Here is a 20,328-nt window from a genome sequence, read left to right as displayed (position 1 = left end):
ACCGGACTTCGGGGAGAGGACGACACCACGGTGAGCAGCACCATCGACGCGCCGGCCGGGGCCCGCGCCGAGACCCCGCGGGCGGTCCTGGCCGCCCGCAACGGCGTGGCGGCCGTGTTCGCCCTCAACGGGCTGGCGGTGGCCACCTGGTTCGCCCGGGTGCCCGCGATCCGCGAGTCGCTCGGGCTCAGCGCCGGGCGCCTCGGCCTGCTGCTGCTGGCCATGTCGGCCGGCGCGCTGGTGGCCATGTCCACCGCCGGGCTGGTCACCCTGCGGCTCGGCCCGGCCCGCACCGTGGCGGCCTCGACCGTCCTGGTCGCGCTCGGCCTCACGGGCGCCGGCCTGTCGGCCAGCCTGGCCGGCTCGCTGATCGGCGTCGTGCTGGGGCTCTTCGCCGTGGGGTACGGCTCCGGTGCCTGCGACGTGGCCATGAACGTCGAGGCCGCGGCGGTGGAGAAGCGGCTCGGCCGGACGATCATGCCCCGGTTCCACGCCGCCTGGAGTCTCGGTTCGGTCGCCGGAGCCGGCCTGGGCGCCGGCGCGGCCCGGCTGGGCGTACCGGTCGGCTGGCACCTGCCCGTGATCGCGGTGGCGGTCCTGTCCGGCACGCTGCTCGGCGTCCGCGCCTTCCTGGCCGCACCGGCCGAGCCGGCGGGCTCGGCCGAGCCCGCCGACCACCGGCGCGCGCTGCTGGCCACCTGGCGGGAGCCGCGCACCCTGCTCATCGGCCTGTTCGTGCTGGTGATGGCGTTCACCGAGGGCAGCGCGAACGACTGGCTGGCGGTGGCGTTCGTCGACGGGTACGGGGTGAGCGAGGCGGCCGGTGCCGCCGTCTTCGGGGTGTTCGTGGTCGGCATGACCCTCGGCCGGACCGCCGGCACCGTGGCGATCGACCGGTGGGGCCGCGTGCCGGTGCTGTTCGGCACCATCGCGCTGGCCGTCACCGGGGCCACCTGCGCCGTGCTGGCCGGCTCCGGGCCGGTCGCCGTGGTCGGCGTGGCGCTGTGGGGCGTCGGGGCGTCGCTCGGCTTCCCGGTCGGGATGAGCGCCGCCGCCGACGACGAGGACCGGGCGCCGACCCGGGTCAGCGTGGTCGCCATGATCGGCTACACGGCGTTCCTCGCCGGCCCCCCGTTGCTCGGCTTCCTCGGCGACCACCTGGGCATCCTCCACGCCCTCGGCCTGGTCCCCCTGCTCCTGCTGCCCACCGTCGCCCTGGTCCCGATCCTGCGCCCGCCGGCCCGCTGACCGCCTCAGCCGACGTCCACCCGGCATCCAGCCGGTTGCCAGGTACGCGTGCTGCACTGGAGGGGACGCCGAGGAGAGGAGGCGGGCATGGGCTGGTTCAGCCGACGGGCCGCCGACCCGACGACCCCGACCAAGCTCGACCGGGAGGCCAACCGGGACGACCTGGCCGCGCTGGAGGCGTTCGTGACCAGCCGGCGCGGGGTGGAGTTCTACCTGGAGCCGGAGACCACCGCCACCGACACCACCGTGGTGGCCATCGCCCACGACGGGGAGTGGATCCGCCGCCGCACCGGCTCGCCCCGGGCCGCCGCGAAGATCGCCCAGAAGCACTCGGTGCCGCTCTACGAGGCGGCCCGCACCGGGTACCCGGAGCGGATGCGGGCCTGGAACCGGGCCCACCCGGAGCGGCGCGCCCGCTGACGCCGGCTCAGCCGCCGGCCAGCGCGGCGCGCGCCTCGGCCAGCGGCAGCGGCTCGTCGTGGGCCGAGACGAACCAGGCGAGGTCGTCGTCGAGCAGGCTCGCCGCGAGGGCCAGGTCGGGCCCGTCCTCGGGCGTGCGCAGGTGCGCCGGCGGCGGGTACCAGCAGTCGCCGAGCAGCAGCACCCCGGAGTCCGGCACCCGTACCACCGTGGAGTCCGGCGCGTGCCGCCCGCCCACGTGCCGGACCACCACGCCGGTGGGCAGGGTCAGCTCCTCGGCGAAGGTGCGCGTCGGCGGCAGCACCGCGAAGCCGTCCCAGGAGTCGACGGCCAGGGCCCGGGCCCGGAAGCTGTGCCCGAGGCGCGGGTTCTCGCGGACCTGCTCGCGCAGGTAGCGGTGGCTCCACGGCCGGGACGCCTCGGCCCGCAGCAGGGGCACCGCCGACTCGTGCCCGACGATCTCCACCCCGGGCCAGGCGCAGGCGCCCCAGACGTGGTCCCAGTGGTGGTGGGTGTAGACGAGCCAGCGCGGCTGCGGCAGTCCGGCCGCCGCCACCGCGGCCCGGACCTCCCGGGCGTGGGCGGGGCTCTGGCCCGCGTCGACGATCACACTTCCGCCGTCGTCGGCGACCACCGCCACGGTCGGGCGGACCGCGAACGGGTCGGGATCGCCGGGAAACAACCAGACCCGGCCGGCCAGGTGTCGCAGCGTCACCGGCAATTCCTCCCCGCTCCGTGGCACGTGATCCACTGTCGAGCGCGATGCTATCGGCCGACGCCGCCCCGGGCCGCCCCGGCTGCGGCGACGCGGTCGTCGGGGCGCGGACCGGCGTGGGGCGGGAATGCCCGCCCGGGCCGCCGGAATGCGACCGTTCCCATCGGCTCGCGCCATTGCGTTCGAGGCGGCGAGCAAGCTGATCCTATCGACCACCACGGATGCCGCAGGCCGGACGAGGGTGGGAGACCCCGGCGTTGACCCGCGCCGGGCGGCTGTGGCAGCATTCGCGGCCTGACGGCAGTGAAGGAAGCCGGTGCGATTCCGGCGCGGTCCCGCCACTGTCACCGGGGAGCGATCCCCCCTCGCGAGTCACGGCCGTGCGTGCACGGCTGGAAGGCCGGGGGTGAGCGTCGATCCGGGAGCCAGGATACTTCGGCCGTCGGAGAGCCCCAGGGCGTGGACACCCGAGGAGGACCCGATGCACGGCCTTTCCGCCATCGACGACGATCGTCGTTCCCGGCCGGCGCGCACCGACGCGCCGCTGACCGCTCATCCCGCCGCCCCGCAGGCCGCCGTGCCGCGCGCCGGGCGGGCCCGCGCCGTCCGCCGCTGACCGTCCCGCCGGGTCCCGCACCCGGCCGGGCGCCGCTGCCGACCTGCCGTCGGTGAGCTGTCCGCCGGACCCGCGTACCCGCCGAACCCGCCCCCACCCCCGCCCGCCGCCGGCCCCGCCGCGCCGCCGGGCGTCACGCTCCGGAGCCGTCCGTGCGCATCCTGCTGCTCTCCACCGCCGACACCGACCTGCTCGCCGCCCGCGCCAGCGGCGCCGACTACCGGCTGGCCAACCCCGCCCGGGTCGCCGCCGACGCCGTGCCCGCGCTGCTCGACGGCGTCGACCTGGCCGTCGTACGCCTGCTCGGCGGCCGGCAGGCGTGGCCGGACGGCCTCGCCGCGGTGCTCGGCTCCGGCGTGCCCACGGTCGTGCTCGGCGGCGAGGCCGTGCCCGACGCGGAGCTGATGGCGGCGTCCACGGTGGCCGCCGGGGTGGCCGCCCAGGCGCTCGCCTACCTGGTCGAGGGCGGCCCGGAGAACCTCGCCGAGCTGGCCCGGTTCCTCTCCGACACGGTGCTGCTCACCGGCGAGGGCTTCGCCCCGCCCGCGCCCACCCCGCCGCACGGGATCCTCGGCCCCGATCCGGCGCCCGACGGCCGGCCCGTGGTCGGCATCGTCTTCTACCGGGCGCACGCCCTCGCCGGGAACACCGCCTTCGTCGCGACCCTCGCCGACGCGGTGACGGCGGCCGGCGGCCAGCCGCTGCCGGTGTACTGCGGCTCGCTGCGCGGCCTCGCACCGGGCGCGGGCCCGCTCGAGCTGTTCGCGCGGTGCGACGCCCTGGTGGTGACGGTGCTCGCGGCCGGCGGGACGGTTGCCGCGGACGCCTCCGGCGGCGGCGACGAGGACGCCTGGGACGTCGGCGCGCTCGCCGCCCTGGACGTGCCGATCGTGCAGGCGCTCTGCCTGACCAGCGACCGCGAGCGGTGGGCGGCCAGCGACGCCGGACTGTCCCCGCTGGACGCCGCCATGCAGGTGGCCATCCCCGAGTTCGACGGCCGGATCGTCACGGTGCCGTTCTCGTTCAAGCGCATCGACGCCGACGGCCTCTCGGTCTACGAACCCGACCCGGAGCGGGCCGCCCGCGTCGCGGGGATCGCCGTCCGGCAGGCCCGGCTGCGGCACGTGCCCAACGCCGACAAGCGCCTGGCCGTCGTGCTCAGCTCGTACCCCACGAAGCACTCCCGGGTCGGCAACGCCGTCGGCCTGGACACCCCGGCCTCCGCGGTCCGGCTGCTCGCCGCCCTGGCCGAGGCCGGCTACCACCTGGGCGACGGCCCGGTGCCGGACGACGGGGACGCGCTGATCCACGCCCTGATCGCCGCGGGCGGGCACGACGTCGAGTGGCTCACCCCCGAACAGCTCGCCGCCGCCGAGGCGCGGGTGCCGGGGGAGACCTACCGGCGCTGGTTCGAGGCGGTGCCCGCCGCCCTGCGCGAGCGGATGCGGGAGCACTGGGGCGAGCCGCCCGGCCGGCTCTACACCGACAACGGTGACGTCGTCCTCGCCGGGCTGCGCTTCGGCAACGTGGCGCTGCTCATCCAGCCGCCCCGCGGTTTCGGCGAGAACCCCGTGGCCATCTACCACGACCCGGACCTGCCGCCCAGCCACCACTACCTCGCCGCGTACCGCTGGCTGGCCGCGCCGGTCGCCGACGGCGGCTTCGGCGCGGACGCCGTGGTCCACCTCGGCAAGCACGGCACCCTGGAGTGGCTGCCCGGCAAGGGCCTCGGCCTCGCCGCCGACTGCGCCCCGGACGCGGTCCTCGGGGACCTGCCGCTGGTCTACCCGTTCATCGTCAACGACCCCGGCGAGGGCACCCAGGCCAAGCGCCGGGCGCACGCCGTGGTGGTCGACCACCTGGTGCCGCCGATGGCCCGCGCCGAGACCTACGGCGACCTGGCGAAGCTCGAACAGCTCCTCGACGAGTACGCCACCGTGCAGGCCCTCGACCCGGCCAAGGCGCCCACCGTGCAGCGGCAGATCTGGGAGCTCGTGCGCGCCGCCGAACTGCACCACGACCTGCACCAGGCCGAGATGCCCGGCGCGGACGACTTCGACGACTTCGTGCTGCACCTCGACGGCTACCTCTGCGAGGTCAAGGACGTGCAGATCCGCGACGGCCTGCACGTCCTCGCCGAGACGCCCACCGGGGAGGCCCGGGTCAACCTGGTCCTCGCCGTGCTCCGCGCCCCGCAGGTCTGGGGCGGGGCCCGCGCCCTGCCCGGGCTGCGCCAGGCCCTCGCCGCCCACGCCGGCCTCGACGAGGCGGCGCTGCTCGCCACCCCCGGCGCACGGATCGCCGTGCCGGCGGCACTGACCGACGCGGTCGACGGGCCGGCCGCCACCGCCGCCGACGCCGTCGACCTCATCGAGGCCCTGGCCCGCCGGCTCGTGCTCGGCATGGAGACCCTCGGCTGGGACGCGAGCAAGGCCGGCGCGGTGGTCGAGGAGGTGGCCGGCGGGCCGGTGCCCGACGCCGCCGAGGTGCTCGGCTTCGCCGCGCGCGAGGTGGTGCCCCGGCTGGACCGGACCACCGACGAGATCGACCGGGTGCTCGGCGCGCTCGACGGCCGGTTCGTCCCGCCCGGCCCGTCCGGCTCGCCCACCCGCGGGCTGGTCAACGTGCTCCCCACCGGGCGCAACTTCTACTCCGTCGACCCGAAGGCCATCCCCAGCCGCAACGCCTGGGACGTGGGGGTGGCCCTCGCCGACTCGCTGCTGGCCCGGCACCTCGCCGACACCGGGGCGTACCCGCGTTCGGTGGGGCTCACCGTCTGGGGCACCAGCGCCATGCGCACCCAGGGCGACGACATCGCGGAGGTGCTGGCCCTGCTCGGCGTCCGTCCGGTGTGGGACGACCGGTCCCGCCGCGTCACCGGCGTCGAGGTGGTGCCCCTCGCCGAACTGGGCCGCCCCCGGGTCGACGTCACGGTGCGCATCTCCGGCTTCTTCCGGGACGCCTTCCCGCACGTCGTCGCCCTCGTCGACGACGCCGTCCGGCAGGTCGCCGCGCTGAACGAGCCGGCCGCCGAGAACTACGTGAAGGCGCACGTCGACGCGGACGTCGCCGAGCACGGGGACCCGCGCCGCGCCACCGCCCGCATCTTCGGCTCCAAGCCCGGGGCGTACGGGGCCGGGCTGCTGCCGCTCATCGACGCCCGGAACTGGCGCACCGACGCCGACCTGGCCGAGGTCTACGCGGTCTGGGGCGGCTACGCCTACGGGCCGGGGCTGGACGGGCGGGAGGCGCGGGCCGACATGGAACGCTCCTTCGCCCGGATCGCCGTCGCCGTGAAGAACCAGGACACCCGCGAGCACGACATCGTCGACTCCGACGACTACTTCCAGTACCACGGCGGGATGGTGGCCATGGTCCGCCACCTCACCGGCGGCGCCCCGGCCGCCTACGTGGGCGACTCGGCCATGCCGCACGACGTGCGTACCCGCACGCTGGGCGAGGAGACCCGCCGGGTGTTCCGCGCCCGGGTGGTCAACCCGCGCTGGATCGCCGCCATGCGCCGGCACGGCTACAAGGGCGCCTTCGAGCTGGCCGCCACCGTGGACTACCTGTTCGGCTACGACGCCACCGCCGGGGTCGTCGACGACTGGATGTACGAGCGGCTCGCCGAGGCGTACCTCTTCGACCCGGAGACCCGGGAGTTCCTGGAGCGGTCCAACCCGTGGGCGCTGCGCGGCATCGCCGAACGGCTGCTGGAGGCCGCCGACCGCGGACTGTGGGCCGCGCCCGAGCCGGTCACCCTCGACCGGCTGCACGAGACGTACCTGGCCAGCGAGGGCGACCTGGAGGACCGGCAATGACGTCGTACCCGTTCAGCGCGGTGCTCGGGATGGACGAGATGCGCCTGGCCCTGCTGCTCAACGCGGTCAGCCCGGCCGTCGGCGGGGTGCTGGTCCGGGGCGAGAAGGGCACCGCCAAGTCCACGGCCGTCCGCGCCCTCGCCGGGCTGCTGCCGCCCGTCGACCGGGTCGCCACCTGCCGCTTCGCGTGCGATCCCGCCGCCCCCGACCCGGGCTGCCCGGACGGCCCGCACCCGGCCGGGTCGGCGGCCGAGCGCCGCCCGGCCCGCCTGGTCGAGCTGCCGGTGGGCGCCGCCGAGGACCGGGTGGTCGGCTCGCTCGACCTGGAGAAGGCCCTCGCCGAGGGGGTACGCGCCTACGAGCCCGGCCTGCTCGCCGCCGCCCACCGCGGCGTGCTCTACGTCGACGAGGTCAACCTGCTCCACGACCACCTGGTCGACCTGCTCCTGGACGCCGCCGCCATGGGCCGCTGCCACGTCGAGCGGGAGGGTGTCTCGGTCAGCCACGCCGCCCGGTTCCTGCTGGTCGGCACCATGAACCCGGAGGAGGGGGAGCTGCGCCCGCAGCTGCTCGACCGGTTCGGGCTCACCGTCGAGGTGGCCGCCAGCCGCGACCCCGCCGTACGCGCCGAGGTGGTCCGCCGCCGCCTCGCCGCCGACGCCGACCCGGCCGGCTTCGCGGCCGGCTGGGCGGAGGCCGACGCCGAGGTGGCCCGCCGGGTGGCCGCCGCCCGGCGCCGGCTGTCCCGGGTGGCGCTGCCCGACGCGGCGCTGCGGCAGATCGCCGAGGTCTGCGCCGCGTTCGATGTGGACGGCATGCGGGCCGACATCGTCACCGCCCGGACCGCCGTGGCGCACGCCGCCTGGGAGGGCCGGGACCGGGTCACGGCCGACGACGTCCGGGTCGCCGCCCGGCTGGCCCTGCCGCACCGGCGCCGCCGGGACCCGTTCGACACCCCGGGGCTGGACGAGCAGCGCCTGGACGAGGCACTGCGCCGCGCCCGCGAGCAGCATCCCGACGACGATCCGGACGGTGGGCCCGAAGGTGGTCCCGGCCCGGACGGTGGTCCCGGCGGCGGCCCTGGGCCCGATGGTGGACCCGGTGGGGGCTCCAGCGGACCCCGGGCGGGCAACGGTCCCGAGGGCTCGGGTGACGGTGGGGTGGACCCCGACGGTCCCGGCCGGTCGGCTCGCGCGATGGGCGACGCCGGCGGCCGGGACCGGTCCGGGACGTCCGACGGCGCCGGGCGGGACCGGTCCGGGACGTCCGACGACGCCAGGCACTCCGGGTCGCCGGACGACGCGGGCGGGACCGGCCGGGACGGGCGCTGGCCGGCCAACGGCCGGACCGGCGACGGGACGAGCGAGGACCTGTCCGACCAGGACCGGCCCGGCGACGGGCGGTCCGGCGACGGGCGGCCTCGTGTCGGCCGGCCGGGGGATCCGGGCGGCGCCGAGGGGAAGCCCGGTTCCGTCGTCGCTCCCGACCGGGGGCTGCGGGCCCGGCTGTTCACCGCTCCCGGCGTCGGCGAGGGCGTACCCGGCCGGCGCTCCCGGGCCCGCACGGGGCGCGGCCGCACCACCGGCGCCCGGGTGCCCGCCGGCCGCGCCGGGGCGCTGCACCTGCCGGCCACCGTCCGGGCCGCCGCCCCGCACCAGGCCGCTCGGGGCCGGGGCGGCGGGCCGCTGCGGCTGCGCCCGTCCGACGTGCGGGAGGCGGTCCGGGAGGGGCGCGAGGGCAACCTCGTCGTGTTCGTGGTGGACGCCAGCGGGTCGATGGGCGCCCGGGAGCGGATGTCCACCGTGAAGGGCGCGGTGCTGGCCCTGCTGACCGACGCGTACCAGCGGCGGGACAAGGTGGCCGTGGTCGCCTTCCGGGGCACGGGCGCGCAGACCCTCCTCCCGGCCACCTCCTCGGTGCTCGCCGCCTCGACCCGGCTCGCCGAGTTGCCCACCGGCGGGCGTACCCCGCTCGCGGAGGGGCTGCTCGCGGCCGCCGACCTGCTCCGGGTGGAGCGGCTGCGCGACCCGAAGCGCCGCCCCCTCGTGCTCGTGGTCACCGACGGCCGGGCCACCGCCGGCCCCCGCCCGCTGGACCGGGCCGCCCGGGCGGCGGGTGTGCTCGCCGCCACCGGCGCGCCCTGCGTCGTCGTCGACTGCGAGTCCGGCCCGGTACGCCTGCACCTGGCCCGCCGTCTCGCCGCCCAACTGCACGCCCCGCACCACCACCTCGCCGACGTGGCCACTGACCCGCTCGTCGGCCTCACCACGAGGAGCGTCGCCTGATGCCGCAGGGAAAGCCGAGCCACGTGCCCGCCGACGGGCTGACCACCCGGCAGCGGCGCCACCGGCCGCTGCTCATCGTGCACACCGGACAGATGAAGGGGAAGTCGACCGCCGCGTTCGGGCTGGCGCTGCGCGCCTGGACCGCCGGGCTGCCGATCGGTGTCTTCCAGTTCGTCAAGAGCGCCAAGTGGCGGGTGGGGGAGGAGAACGCCTTCCGGGCCCTCGGCGAGGTGCACGAGCGCACCGGGCAGGGCGCCCCGGTCACCTGGCACAAGATGGGTGAGGGCTGGTCCTGGATCCAGCGCGGCGGGGAGGCCGACCACGCCGAGGACGCCCGCGAGGGCTGGCGGCAGATCCGGCGCGACCTGGCCGCCGAGCGCTACGGGCTCTACGTGCTCGACGAGTTCACGTACCCGATGAAGTGGGGCTGGATCGACGTCGACGAGGTGGTCGCCACGCTGCGCGACCGGCCCGGCTTCCAGCACGTGGTGATCACCGGCCGGGACGCCGACCCGCGGCTGGTCGAGGCGGCCGACCTGGTCGCCGAGCTGACCAAGGTCAAGCACCCGATGGACGCCGGCCAGAAGGGTCAGAAGGGCATCGAATGGTGACGCCCTGGGCGCTGCCCCGGCTGGTCGTCGCCGCCCCGGCCAGCGGGCACGGCAAGACGACCGTGGCCACCGGGCTGCTCGCCGCGCTGCGCCGCCGCGGCCTGACGGTCAGCCCGCACAAGGTGGGCCCCGACTACATCGACCCCGGCTACCACGCGCTCGCCGCCGGTCGCCCCGGCCGCAACCTCGACCCCTGGCTGGTCGGCCCGGACCGGATCGCCCCGCTGCTGCGTCACGGCGCGAGCGTGCCCACCCCGGCCGACGTGGCCGTGGTCGAGGGCGTGATGGGGTTGCACGACGGCGCCGTCGGCCACGGTGGGTACGCCTCCACGGCGCACGTCGCCCGGCTCATCGAGGCGCCCGTGCTGCTGGTCCTCGACACCACGGCGCAGGGCCGCTCGGCCGCCGCGCTGGTGCTCGGCATGCGCGCGTTCGACCCGGCGGTGCGCGTCGGCGGGGTGGTGCTCAACCGGGTCGGCTCGCCCCGGCACGAGACACTGCTGCGCGACGCGCTCGCCGAGCTGGGCGTGCCGGTGCTGGGCGCGGTGACCCGGGCCGCCGAGGTGTCCGCGCCGTCGCGCCACCTGGGCCTGGTGCCGGTCGCCGAACGCGCGCCCGAGTCGCTCGCCGTGGTGGCCGCGCTCGCCGACCTGGTCGAGTCCACCGTGGACCTCGACGCCGTGCTGGCGCTGGCCCGCACCGCGCCGCCGCTGACCGCGCCCGCCTGGGATCCGGCCACCGCCGTGGGCGGTCCCGCCGGCACCGCCCGCCCGGTCGTCGCGGTCGCCGGTGGGGCGGCCTTCACCTTCTCGTACGCGGAGACCGCCGAGCTGCTCACCGCGGCCGGCGCGGAGGTGATGACCCTCGACCCGCTGCGCGACGAGGCGCTGCCGGCCGGCACCCGGGCCGTGGTGATCGGCGGCGGCTTCCCCGAGCTGCACGCCGACGCCCTGGCCGGCAACACCGCGCTCCGCGCCGAGCTGGCCGGCTTCGACGGGCCGGTGGTCGCCGAGTGCGCCGGGCTGCTCTATCTCGGCCGCTCCCTCGACGGGGTGCCGATGTGCGGGCGGCTCGACCACACCGCCCGGATGACCGGCCGGCTCACCCTCGGCTACCGCGACGCGGTGGCCGCCGCCGACTCCCCGGCGCACCGCGCCGGCGACCCGGTACGCGGACACGAGTTCCACCGCACCCGCACCGACCCCGGGCACGGCGACCGTCCCGCCTGGCACTGGGACGGCACCCCGCACGGCTTCGTGACCGGCCGGGTGCACGCGTCCTACCTGCACACCCACTGGGCCGGGCACCCGGGCGCGGCCCGCCGGCTGGTCGAGGCGGCGAGCCGGTGAACGCCGTGCTGACCGGGATCGGGGTCGGCCCCGGCGACCCGGAACTGCTGACGCTCAAGGCGGCGCGGCTGCTGGGCGAGGCCGATCTGGTGTTCGTACCCGTGCTGGACCGGCACGCCGCGGACCCGGACGCGCCCCCCGGCCGCGCCGAGACGACGGTGCGGGCGCACGTGCCCGCGGACCGGCTGCGCCGGCTGCCGTTCGCCCTCGACGACCGGGGCGGGGTGACCGCCCGCCGGGAACGGGCCTGGGACGCCGCGGCGGCGGCCGTGGTGGCCGCCGTCGACGCCGGGGCCCGGTCGGTCGCCTTCGCCACCATCGGCGACCCCAACGTCTACTCCACCTTCGGCTACCTGGCCGACGGCGTGCGGGCCCGGCGGCCCGGGATCGCGGTGCGGACCGTGCCCGGCATCACGGCCATGCAGGACCTGGCCGCCCGGGCCGGCGTGCCGCTGTGCGAGGGCCGCGAACCGCTCACCCTGCTGCCCGCCACCGCCGGCCTCACACCGGTCGCTGACGCTCTCGCCGGCCCGGGCACCGTCGTCGTCTACAAGGGCTGGCGCCGCCACCCGGATCTGGTCGGCGAGCTGCGCCGGCAGGGCCGGCTGGCCGACGCGGTGCTGGGCCGGTCACTCGGCCTGCCCGGCGAGCGGATCGGGCCGGTGGACGGCGCCGCCGCCGACCTGCCGTACCTGTCGACGCTGCTGGTCCCGGCCCGCCGGGACCGGCGGGGAGGAAAACTGTGACCACCACCGGCAAGGTCTGGTTCGTCGGGGCCGGCCCGGGCGCGGCCGACCTGCTCACCCTGCGCGCCGCCCGGGTCATCGCCGAGGCCGACGTGGTGATCTGGGCGGCCAGCCTCGTGCACGCCGACGTGCTCGCCCACGCCCGCCCCGACGCCGAGATCGTCGACTCCTCCCAGCTGCCCATCGAGGGCGTCCGGCCGCTCTACGAACGGGCCGCCGCCGGCGGGCTGACCGTGGCGCGTATCCACTCCGGCGACCCGGCCCTCTGGGGCGCCGTGCAGGAGCAGCTCGACCTGTGCCGCGACCTCGGCCTGGCCGTGGAGGTGGTGCCCGGGGTGTCCTCGTTCACCGCGGTCGCCGCGCTGGTCGGCCGGGAGCTGACCATCCCCGAGGTCGCCCAGTCGGTGATCCTCACCCGCCTGGAGGGCGGCAAGACGCCGATGCCGCCGGGCGAGCGGGTCCGCGAGTTCGCCCGCCACGGCACCACCATGGCGCTGTTCCTCTCCGCCGCCCGCTCCGGCCAGGCGCAGGCGGAGCTGCTGGCCGGTGGCTACCCGCCGGAGACGCCGGTGGTGGTCGCGTACCAGGCGACCTGGCCCGACGAGCTGGTGGTCCGCTGCCCGCTGGGCGAGCTGGAGGCCACCGTCAAGGCGCACAGGCTGTGGAAGCACACCCTGTTCCTGGTGGGGCCGGCGCTCGCCGCCGGCGGCACCCGCTCGCACCTCTACCACCCCGGGCACTTCCACACCTACCGGCGGGCCGAGCCGGGCGCCCGCGCGGCGCTGCGCCGCACCCGGTCCGGCGACCCCGCCGGGGACGACCGGTGACGCACGCCGAGCCGCCGCTGCGCGAGCCGGACCTGCCGCGTACGGCGAAGGTCCGGCCCACCGCGCTGCGCACCGGCTGGACCACCGGCGCGTGCGCCACCGCGGCGACGAAGGCCGCGCTGACCGCGCTGGTCACCGGGGAGCCGCAGCGCCAGGTCGAGATCGGCCTGCCGGCCGGCCGCCGGGTCAGCTTCGCGGTGGCCCGCTGCGACCTGGAACCGGCCCGGCGGGCCGAGGCCGTGGTGGTCAAGGACGCCGGTGACGACCCGGACGTCACGCACGGTGCGGAGCTGACCGCCACGGTCACCTGGCGGGACGAGCCGGGGCTGCGCCTCGACGGCGGGCCGGGCGTCGGCACGGTCACCCGGCCCGGGCTCGGCCTGGCGGTCGGCGGCCCGGCCATCAACGAGACCCCGCGCCGCATGATCGGCCAGGCCGTCGCCGAGGTGGTCGACCTCGGCGAGACCGGCGTCCGCGTGGTGATCAGCGTGCCGCGCGGCGAGATCATGGCCCGCAAGACCACCAACCGGCGGCTCGGCATCCTCGGCGGCATCTCCATCCTCGGCACCACCGGGATCGTCCGGCCGTTCTCCACCGCCTCCTGGCGGGCCAGCGTGGTGCAGGCCGTGCACGTGATGGCCGCACAGGGGGAGCGGACCGTGGTGCTCTGCACCGGCGGGCGTACCGAGCGGGCGGCCCGGGCCCTCCTGCCGGAACTGCCCGAGGTGTGCTTCGTCGAGGTCGGCGACTTCACCGGCGCGGCGGTCACCGCCGCCGTCGGCGACGGGATGACCGGGGTGGTCTTCGTCGGCATGGCCGGCAAGCTGGCGAAGCTCGCCGCCGGCATCCTGATGACCCACTACACCCGCTCCAAGGTGGACCTGTCGCTGCTCGGCGCGGTCACCGCCGAGGCCGGCGGCGACCCGGACCTGGTCACCGCCGTCACCGCTGCCAACACGGGCCGGCACGCGTACGAGCTGTGGGCGGCCGCCGGACTGCTCGGCCCCGCCGGGGACCTGCTCTGCCGGCGGGTCCGCCAGGTGCTGCTCCGCTTCGCCGGGCACGCCGTGAGCGTGGACGTGGCCATGGTGGACTTCGCCGGGGACCGGGTGGTCGCCTCCTCCGGGCGGTGGGCCGCGTGACCGTGCTCGTGGCGGGGATCGACGCCGCCGGCCGGCCCGCGCACCCCGCGCTCGCCGAGGCGCTGGCCGGCGCCGGGCTGGTCGTCGGCGCGGCCCGGCACCTGGCCGCCGTTCCGGTGCCGGCCGGCTGCGCCACCGTCGTGCTCGGCCCGCTCGCGCCCGCCCTGGACCGGCTCGCCGCCGCTGTCGCCGCCGGGACGCCCGCGGTGGTCCTGGCCAGCGGTGACCCCGGGTTCTTCGGCATCGTCCGCCGGCTCCGTGCGGCCGGCCTGCCGGTGCGGGTGCTGCCCGCCGTCTCCAGCGTCGCCGCCGCGTTCGCCCGCGCCGGGCTGCCCTGGGACGGCGCGGCCGTGGTCACCGCGCACGGCCGGGATCCACGCCCCGCGCTCAACGCCTGCCGGGCGCTGCCCGCCGTCGCGGTGCTCACCGCCCCCGGCGCGGGCGCGGCCGAGCTGGGCGCCGGCCTGGCCGGCTGGGACCGCCGCCTGGTCGTCGCCGAGCACCTCGGCACCCCGGACGAACGGGTCACCTGGACCACCCCGGCCGGGGCCGCCGCGACAAGCTGGGCGGACCCGCACGTCGTGCTCAGCCTCGCTCCGGAGACCGCCCCGGGCGCACCGCGCGCCGACGACCAGCCCGCCGCCGCGCCGGCCGGAGGGTGGGCGCTGCCCGAGTCCGCGTACGCGCACCGGGATTCGATGATCACCAAGGCCGAGGTCCGGGCCCTGGCCGTGGCCCGGCTGCGACCCCGGCTGGGCCGGTTCGTCTGGGACGTCGGCGCGGGCAGCGGCTCGGTCGGCATCGAGTGTGCGCTGCTCGGCGCGGCGGTGCTCGCCGTGGAACGCGACCCGGACGCGCCGATCCGGGCCAACGCCGCCCGGCACGGCGTCGACGTGCGGGTGGTGACCGGGACGGCCCCGGCGGCCCTGGCCGGGCTGCCCGACCCGGACGCGGTCTTCGTCGGCGGGGGCGGCGTGGACGTGCTCGCCGCGGTGGCCGACCGCCGCCCACCCCGGGTGGTGGCCACCCTGGCCGCCCTCGACCGGGTCGCCCCGGCCGTGCACCTGCTGCGCGCCGCCGGTTACGCGGTCGACGGCTGCCAGCTCGCCGCCGCCCGCCTCGCCGACCTGCCCGGCGGCTCGCTGCGCCTGGCCGCCACGAACCCGGTCGTCCTGCTCACCGCGGAGCTGCCGTGACCGCCCACCAGGAGGAACCCGTGCGTACACCCTCGGACCGGCTGACCGGCGACCCGTGCTCGACCGGCGGCGTCAACGAGGGGCCTGTTGTCGGGCTCGTCGCGGCCACCGCCGCCGGGCGGCGGCACGCGCGCACCCTCGCCGCGGCCTGGCCGCACGCCCGCCTCGTGGCGGGGGAGGGCGTCGCCGACGCGCTGCGGACCGCCTGGCGGGAGTGCGACGCCGTGGTCGCCTTCCTGGCCACCGGCGCGGTCGTCCGCATCCTGGCCCCGCTGCTCGGCGACAAGCACACCGACCCGGCCGTGGTGGTGGTCGACGAGGCGGCCCGGCACGCGGTGGCCCTGCTCGGCGGGCACGCCGGCGGCGCCAACGCCCTCGCCGGCGAGGTGGGCGCGCTGCTCGACGCCCGGCCGGTGGTCACCACCGCCACCGACGCGGTCGGCCTGCCCGGGCTGGACACCCTCGGCTGGCCGGTGGAGGGCGCGGTGGCCGCGGTGTCCCGGGCGATGCTGGACGGCGAGCCGGTCCGGCTGGTCGCCGACGCCACCTGGCCGCTGCCCGCCCTGCCGGACCACGTCCGCGTCGAGGTCGCATCCCCGCCGGCCGACCCGCACGCGGATGGCGGGGAGGCGTGGCGGATCCTGGTCACCGACCGGGTCGTTCCGCTCGACGGGCGGACCGTGGTGCTCCGGCCGCCGTCCCTCGTCGCCGGCATCGGCTCCAGCCGGGGCGTGCCGGCCGCCGAGGTTGCCGGCCTCCTGCGCCGGGCGCTCGCCGACGCCGGCCTCAGCCCGGCCAGCCTGCGCTGCCTGGCCAGCGTGGACCTCAAGGCCGACGAGGCGGGCATCCGGTCGACCGCCGACGCGTACGGCGTACCCCTGGAGACCTGGCCCGCGGCGGAGCTGGCGGCGGTCGACGTGCCGCATCCCAGCGAGGTGGTCCGCGCCGTGGTGGGCACGGCGAGCGTCGCGGAGGCCGCGGCGCTGCGCGGCGGCGGCACCCTGCTGGTGCCGAAGACCGCCTCGGCGATGGCCACCGTCGCGGTGGCCCGGCACGCCCCGCGCGGCCGGCTCGCGCTGGTCGGCCTGGGCCCCGGCGCCGCCGACCTGCGCACCCCGCGCGCGGTGGCCGAGCTGCGCCGGGCCGCCGTGGTGGTCGGCCTGGACCAGTACGTCGACCAGGTCCGCGACCTGCTCCGGCCCGGCACCCGCGTGCTGGCCAGCGGGCTCGGCGCGGAGGAGGAGCGGGCCCGGGCCGCCGTCGCCGAGGCCACCGCCGGCCACGCCGTCGCCCTGGTCGGTTCCGGCGACGCCGGGGTGTACGCGATGGCCAGCCCCGCCCTGGAACACGCCGACGACCGGATCGACGTGGTCGGCGTGCCCGGGGTGACCGCCGGCCTCGCGGCGTCGGCGCTGCTCGGCGCGCCGCTCGGCCACGACCACGTCTACCTGAGCCTGTCCGACCTGCACACCCCGTGGGAGGTGATCGCGGGGCGGGTCGCCGCCGCGGCCGAGGGCGACCTCGTGGCGCTGCTCTACAACCCGCGCAGCCGCACCCGCGACTGGCAGCTCGGCGCGGCGCTGGACGCCTTCGCGGCGCACCGCCCGCCGGACACCCCGGTCGGCGTGGTGCGCAACGCCAGCCGCCCCGGCGAACGGGTGCACCTGGCCACCCTGGCCACCCTCGACCCGGCCCTCGTCGACATGTACAGCGTGGTGGTGGTCGGCAGCTCGCAGACGCGGGTGGTCGCCGGCCGGATGGTCACCCCCCGGGGGTACCGGTGGCGGTCGTGACCATCGGCGCCTGCCAGGGCTGCGGCGCCTGCCTGCTCACCTGCCCGGTGCACGCCATCCGCCCCACCCCCGCCGGCCTGCGGGTCACCGACCGCTGCACCGGCTGCCTCGAATGCCTGGAGATCTGCCCCGTGGACGCCATCCGCGTCGCCCCCGAACCCCGAGGAGAGCAATGACCTCGACCCCGACCGCCGCCGCCCCGCCCGTCGGCCGCTGGAGCCGCGCCGAACGGGCCCGCCTCGGCGGCATCCTCTGCGCGGTCGCCGCGCTGCACGTCGCCGGCGTGACCCTCTACCTCTACTGGAACAACCAGCCCGTCGCGGCCGGTGGGCTGGCCGGTGCCGGCACCCTCGCCTACGTGCTCGGGGTGCGGCACGCCTTCGACGCCGACCACATCGCGGCCATCGACGACACCACCCGGCTCATGCTGCTGCGCGGCCGGCGGCCGGTCGGCGTCGGCTTCTTCTTCGCCCTCGGGCACAGCGCCGTGGTGCTGCTGCTGGCCCTGGTGGTCGGCCTCGCCTCCACCCGGCTGACCGGCGACCGGATGGCCGGCGTCCGCGAGGTCGGCGCCACCGTCGCCATCGTGACCGCCACCGGCTTCCTGCTGCTCGTGGCGGCCCTCAACGCGGTGGTGCTGGCCGGGCTGGCCCGGCTCTGGCGGCGCCTGCGCGCCGGCGCGCTGGACGAGACCGAGCTGGACCTCCTGCTGCTCAACCGGGGGTTGATGCACCGGATCCTCGGGGCCCGGGCCCGCACCCTGGTCCGATCCTCCTGGCACATGGCCCCGGTCGGCTTCCTCTTCGGGCTGGGCCTGGAGACGGCCAGCGAGGTGACGCTGCTGGCGCTCTCGGCGAGTACCGCCGCCGCCGGCGGGCTGCCGGTGCTGGCCCTGCTCACCCTGCCGCTGCTCTTCGCCGCCGGGATGTCCGCCATGGACACCGCCGACAGCCTGCTCATGAGCCGCGCCTACTCGTGGGCGTACCGGCAGCCGGCCCGCCGGCTCTGGTACAACCTGGCCACCACCACCATGACGGTACTGGTCGGTGGCCTGGTCGCCAGCGTCTACCTGGCCGGGCTGCTCGCCGACCACCTGGGCGCCACCGCCCTGGCCGGGTACGCCTCGATCGCCGACCACTTCGAACAGCTCGGCTACGCCGTGGTGGTCCTCTTCGCGCTCGCCTGGGGTGGCGCCGTGCTGCTGTGGCGGCTTCGCGGCCACGACCGCCGCTACGGGCAGGCCGGGTCATGAGCCGGACCGTGCACCCCATCGAGGCGGAGTCCTACCGGATCCTGCGCGAGCGGGTCGACCTGTCCCACCTGCAGCCCCTGACCCGGGCGGTCACCGAGCGGGTGGTGCACGCCAGCGCCGACCTGGACTACGTCACCGGCCTGGTCTGCGACGAGGACGGCCTGGCCGCCGGCCGGGCCGCCCTGGCATCCGGCGCGCCGATCGTCACCGACGTGTGGATGGTCGCCGCCGGCATCACCCGGGCCGGGCGGGAGATCGTCTGCCCGGTCGCCGAGCCGGCCGCCGCCGAGCTGGGCCGCGTCGCCGGTATCACCCGCTCGGCGGCGGCGGTGCGGATCGCTGCCGACCGGGTCGGCCCGGGCGCCGTCTGGGTGGTCGGGTGCGCGCCCACGGCGCTGGTCGAGCTGATCGCGCTCGACGCGGCCCCGGCGCTGGTGGTCGGCCTGCCGGTCGGCTTCGTGGGCGCGGCCGAGTCCAAGGCGGCGCTGCGGGCCAGTGGCCTGCCCGCCGTGTCCAACGTGGGCGAGAAGGGCGGCTCCGCGGTGGCCGCCGCCGCCCTCAACGCCCTGCTCTACCTGGAGGACTCGTGACGGACCGAACGCCCCTGCTGATCGTCGGGCACGGCACCCGCAGCGCGGCCGGCGTCGCCCAGTTCGGCGCGCTCGTCGAGCGGATCCGCCGCCGGGACGCCGTCGCCGACGTCGAGGGCGGCTTCATCGAGCTGTCCCGCCCGCCGCTGACCGACGCCGTCGGCGCACTGGTCGGCCGGGGCCACCGGAGCGTGGTGGCGCTGCCGCTGGTGCTGGCCGCCGCCGGCCACGGCAAGGGGGACATCCCCGCCGCCCTCGCCCGGGAGCGGCAGCGCCACCCCGGCCTGCGGTACGCGTACGGCCGGCCGCTCGGGCCGCACCCGCTGCTCCAGGAGGTGCTGGCGCGGCGAATCGACGCGGCGCTCGACGGCGCCGACCGGACCGGCACGTGGGTGGCCCTGATCGGGCGCGGCTCCACCGACCCGGACGCCAACGCCGAGGTGACCAAGGTGGCCCGGCTGCTCTGGGAGGGACGCGGCTACGCGGGCGTGGAACCGGGCTTCATCTCGCTCGCCGAGCCGTCCGTGCCGGCCGTGCTGGAGCGGCTGCGCCGGCTCGGGGCCCGGCGGATCGTGGTCGCACCGTACTTCCTCTTCGCCGGGGTGCTGCCGGACCGGATCGTGGCGCAGAGCCGGGAGTTCGCCGCCGACCATCGCGGCCTGGACGTGCGGGTGGCCGAGGTGATCGGCGACTGCGACGACCTGGCCGACCTGGTCCTGGAACGGCACGCCGAGGCGCTGCGCGGGGACATCCGGATGAACTGCGACACCTGCGCGTACCGGGTGGCGCTGCCCGGGTTCGCCGACAAGGTGGGCCGGCCGCAGACCCCGCACCACCACCCCGACGACCCGGCCGACGGGCACGGCCACCACCACCACGACGAGCCGGCGCTGCACCCCGGCCAGGTGGCCGTGGTGGGTGGCGGGCCCGGCCCGGACGACCTCATCACGGTACGCGGGCGAGCGCTGCTCGACGCCGCGGACGTGGTGGTGGCCGACCGGCTCGCCCCGACGGGGCTGCTGCGCCGGCTGCGCCCCGGCGTGCTGGTGGTGGACGCCGCCAAGGTGCCGCGCGGCCCGTCGATGAGCCAGGACGCCATCAACGACACGCTCATCGCGCACGCCCGCGCCGGGCGGCGGGTGGTCCGGCTCAAGGGCGGCGACCCGTACGTCTTCGGCCGTGGTCACGAGGAGGTTCTGGCCTGCGCGGCGGCCGGGGTGGAGACGGTGCTGGTGCCCGGGGTGAGCAGCGCGGTGGCCGCGCCCGCCCTGGCCGGGGTCCCGGTGACCCACCGCGGGGTGGCCCACGAGGTCACCGTGGTCTCCGGGCACCTGCCGCCGGGGCACCCCGGCTCCCTGGTGGACTGGGCCGCGCTGGCCCGGGCCCGGGGCACGCTCGTGCTGCTCATGGCGGTGGACACGGTGGGGCGGATCGCCGCCGAACTGCTCGCCCACGGGCGGGCCGCGGAGACGCCGGTGCTGGTGGTCCGGGACGCCGGCCACCCCGAGCAGTGGACGGCCCGGTGCCGGCTGGACGAGGTCGGTGCGCTCGCCGCGCGCGACGAGGTCCGGCCACCGGCGGTCTTCGTGGTCGGGCCGGTGGTGGCGCTCGCCGCCGATCCGGCCTCGGCGCCGGCCGTGGCCGCTCCGGCGCATGCGGTCGTCGACCCGGCGGCGGGCGCTGTGCCGGCGCGGGGGTGAAGCGCGGGCGACCCGCA

17 protein-coding genes and 1 riboswitch are annotated in these 20,328 nt (G+C 77.6%); of the genes, 16 read left to right on the top strand and 1 reads right to left on the bottom strand.

Annotation, left to right across the window (positions count from 1 at the left end; all coding sequences use genetic code 11):
- The first annotated feature begins 30 nt into the window (after positions 1-30).
- Together GA0070214_RS03510 and GA0070214_RS03505 are read left to right on the top strand one after the other, a co-directional pair.
- Complete coding sequence (locus tag GA0070214_RS03510; RefSeq protein WP_091258901.1) at positions 31-1,248, top strand: MFS transporter; 1,218 nt, start codon at positions 31-33, stop codon at positions 1,246-1,248.
- An 87-nt stretch (positions 1,249-1,335) separates the two neighbouring features.
- Positions 1,336-1,668, top strand: coding sequence for a hypothetical protein (locus tag GA0070214_RS03505; protein ID WP_091258899.1), 333 nt, complete (start codon positions 1,336-1,338; stop codon positions 1,666-1,668).
- A gap of 7 nt (positions 1,669-1,675) precedes the next feature.
- On the opposite strand, the gene GA0070214_RS03500 is transcribed toward GA0070214_RS03505, so the two are convergent.
- Positions 1,676-2,383, bottom strand: coding sequence for an MBL fold metallo-hydrolase (locus tag GA0070214_RS03500; RefSeq protein WP_244167524.1), 708 nt, complete (start codon positions 2,381-2,383; stop codon positions 1,676-1,678).
- 306 nt (positions 2,384-2,689) lie between these two features.
- Positions 2,690-2,819: riboswitch (cobalamin riboswitch) on the top strand.
- A gap of 45 nt (positions 2,820-2,864) precedes the next feature.
- Here GA0070214_RS03500 and GA0070214_RS32725 point away from each other — a divergent pair.
- The 14 genes from GA0070214_RS32725 to cobA all read left to right on the top strand — a co-directional run bounded on the left by GA0070214_RS32725 (position 2,865) and on the right by cobA (position 20,311).
- Positions 2,865-2,999 (top strand): hypothetical protein, encoded by a 135-nt coding sequence (locus GA0070214_RS32725; RefSeq protein ID WP_255474590.1) that lies wholly within the window; start codon positions 2,865-2,867, stop codon positions 2,997-2,999.
- A gap of 152 nt (positions 3,000-3,151) precedes the next feature.
- Positions 3,152-6,820: a cobaltochelatase subunit CobN gene (gene cobN / locus GA0070214_RS03495; RefSeq protein WP_091258895.1), complete on the top strand. Its 3,669-nt coding sequence runs from the start codon at positions 3,152-3,154 to the stop codon at positions 6,818-6,820.
- Complete coding sequence (locus tag GA0070214_RS03490) at positions 6,817-9,105, top strand: VWA domain-containing protein (RefSeq protein WP_091258892.1); 2,289 nt, start codon at positions 6,817-6,819, stop codon at positions 9,103-9,105. The genes cobN and GA0070214_RS03490 overlap by 4 nt, the downstream gene beginning before the upstream one ends.
- Positions 9,105-9,716 carry a cob(I)yrinic acid a,c-diamide adenosyltransferase gene (gene cobO / locus GA0070214_RS03485; protein WP_091258890.1) on the top strand — a complete coding sequence of 204 codons (612 nt, stop codon included), beginning with the start codon at positions 9,105-9,107 and terminating at the stop codon, positions 9,714-9,716. Before GA0070214_RS03490 ends, cobO begins: the two co-directional genes overlap by 1 nt.
- Complete coding sequence (locus GA0070214_RS03480; protein WP_091258888.1) at positions 9,710-11,065, top strand: cobyrinic acid a,c-diamide synthase CobB; 1,356 nt, start codon at positions 9,710-9,712, stop codon at positions 11,063-11,065. Before cobO ends, GA0070214_RS03480 begins: the two co-directional genes overlap by 7 nt.
- Complete coding sequence (gene cobI / locus GA0070214_RS03475; RefSeq protein WP_091258887.1) at positions 11,062-11,811, top strand: precorrin-2 C(20)-methyltransferase; 750 nt, start codon at positions 11,062-11,064, stop codon at positions 11,809-11,811. The genes GA0070214_RS03480 and cobI overlap by 4 nt, the downstream gene beginning before the upstream one ends.
- Positions 11,808-12,638 carry a precorrin-4 C(11)-methyltransferase gene (cobM, locus tag GA0070214_RS03470; protein ID WP_091258885.1) on the top strand — a complete coding sequence of 277 codons (831 nt, stop codon included), beginning with the start codon at positions 11,808-11,810 and terminating at the stop codon, positions 12,636-12,638. The genes cobI and cobM overlap by 4 nt, the downstream gene beginning before the upstream one ends.
- A complete protein-coding gene (locus GA0070214_RS03465; RefSeq protein ID WP_091258883.1) occupies positions 12,635-13,780 on the top strand; it encodes a cobalt-precorrin-5B (C(1))-methyltransferase in 1,146 nt (381 codons plus the stop codon). The genes cobM and GA0070214_RS03465 overlap by 4 nt, the downstream gene beginning before the upstream one ends.
- Positions 13,768-14,976, top strand: coding sequence for a precorrin-6y C5,15-methyltransferase (decarboxylating) subunit CbiE (gene cbiE / locus GA0070214_RS03460; protein WP_091258882.1), 1,209 nt, complete (start codon positions 13,768-13,770; stop codon positions 14,974-14,976). Before GA0070214_RS03465 ends, cbiE begins: the two co-directional genes overlap by 13 nt.
- Positions 14,977-15,017: 41 nt before the next feature.
- On the top strand, positions 15,018-16,769 hold the full coding sequence (cobJ, locus tag GA0070214_RS03455; RefSeq protein ID WP_091259857.1) for a precorrin-3B C(17)-methyltransferase: 1,752 nt from the start codon (positions 15,018-15,020) through the stop codon (positions 16,767-16,769).
- A complete protein-coding gene (locus GA0070214_RS03450; RefSeq protein ID WP_091258880.1) occupies positions 16,757-16,945 on the top strand; it encodes a 4Fe-4S binding protein in 189 nt (62 codons plus the stop codon). Before cobJ ends, GA0070214_RS03450 begins: the two co-directional genes overlap by 13 nt.
- Entirely contained in the window at positions 16,942-18,021 is a 1,080-nt protein-coding gene (locus GA0070214_RS03445) for a HoxN/HupN/NixA family nickel/cobalt transporter (RefSeq protein WP_244167523.1), read from the top strand. The genes GA0070214_RS03450 and GA0070214_RS03445 overlap by 4 nt, the downstream gene beginning before the upstream one ends.
- Entirely contained in the window at positions 18,018-18,611 is a 594-nt protein-coding gene (locus GA0070214_RS03440; RefSeq protein ID WP_091258877.1) for a precorrin-8X methylmutase, read from the top strand. Before GA0070214_RS03445 ends, GA0070214_RS03440 begins: the two co-directional genes overlap by 4 nt.
- On the top strand, positions 18,608-20,311 hold the full coding sequence (gene cobA, locus GA0070214_RS03435; RefSeq protein WP_091258875.1) for a uroporphyrinogen-III C-methyltransferase: 1,704 nt from the start codon (positions 18,608-18,610) through the stop codon (positions 20,309-20,311). The genes GA0070214_RS03440 and cobA overlap by 4 nt, the downstream gene beginning before the upstream one ends.
- Positions 20,312-20,328 lie beyond the last annotated feature (17 nt).

Origin of the sequence: Micromonospora chaiyaphumensis (genome assembly GCF_900091435.1) — a bacterium.
In the GTDB taxonomy this organism is placed as follows: Bacteria; Actinomycetota; Actinomycetes; order Mycobacteriales; family Micromonosporaceae; genus Micromonospora; species Micromonospora chaiyaphumensis.
This window is presented reverse-complemented; position numbering and strand designations above follow the sequence as displayed.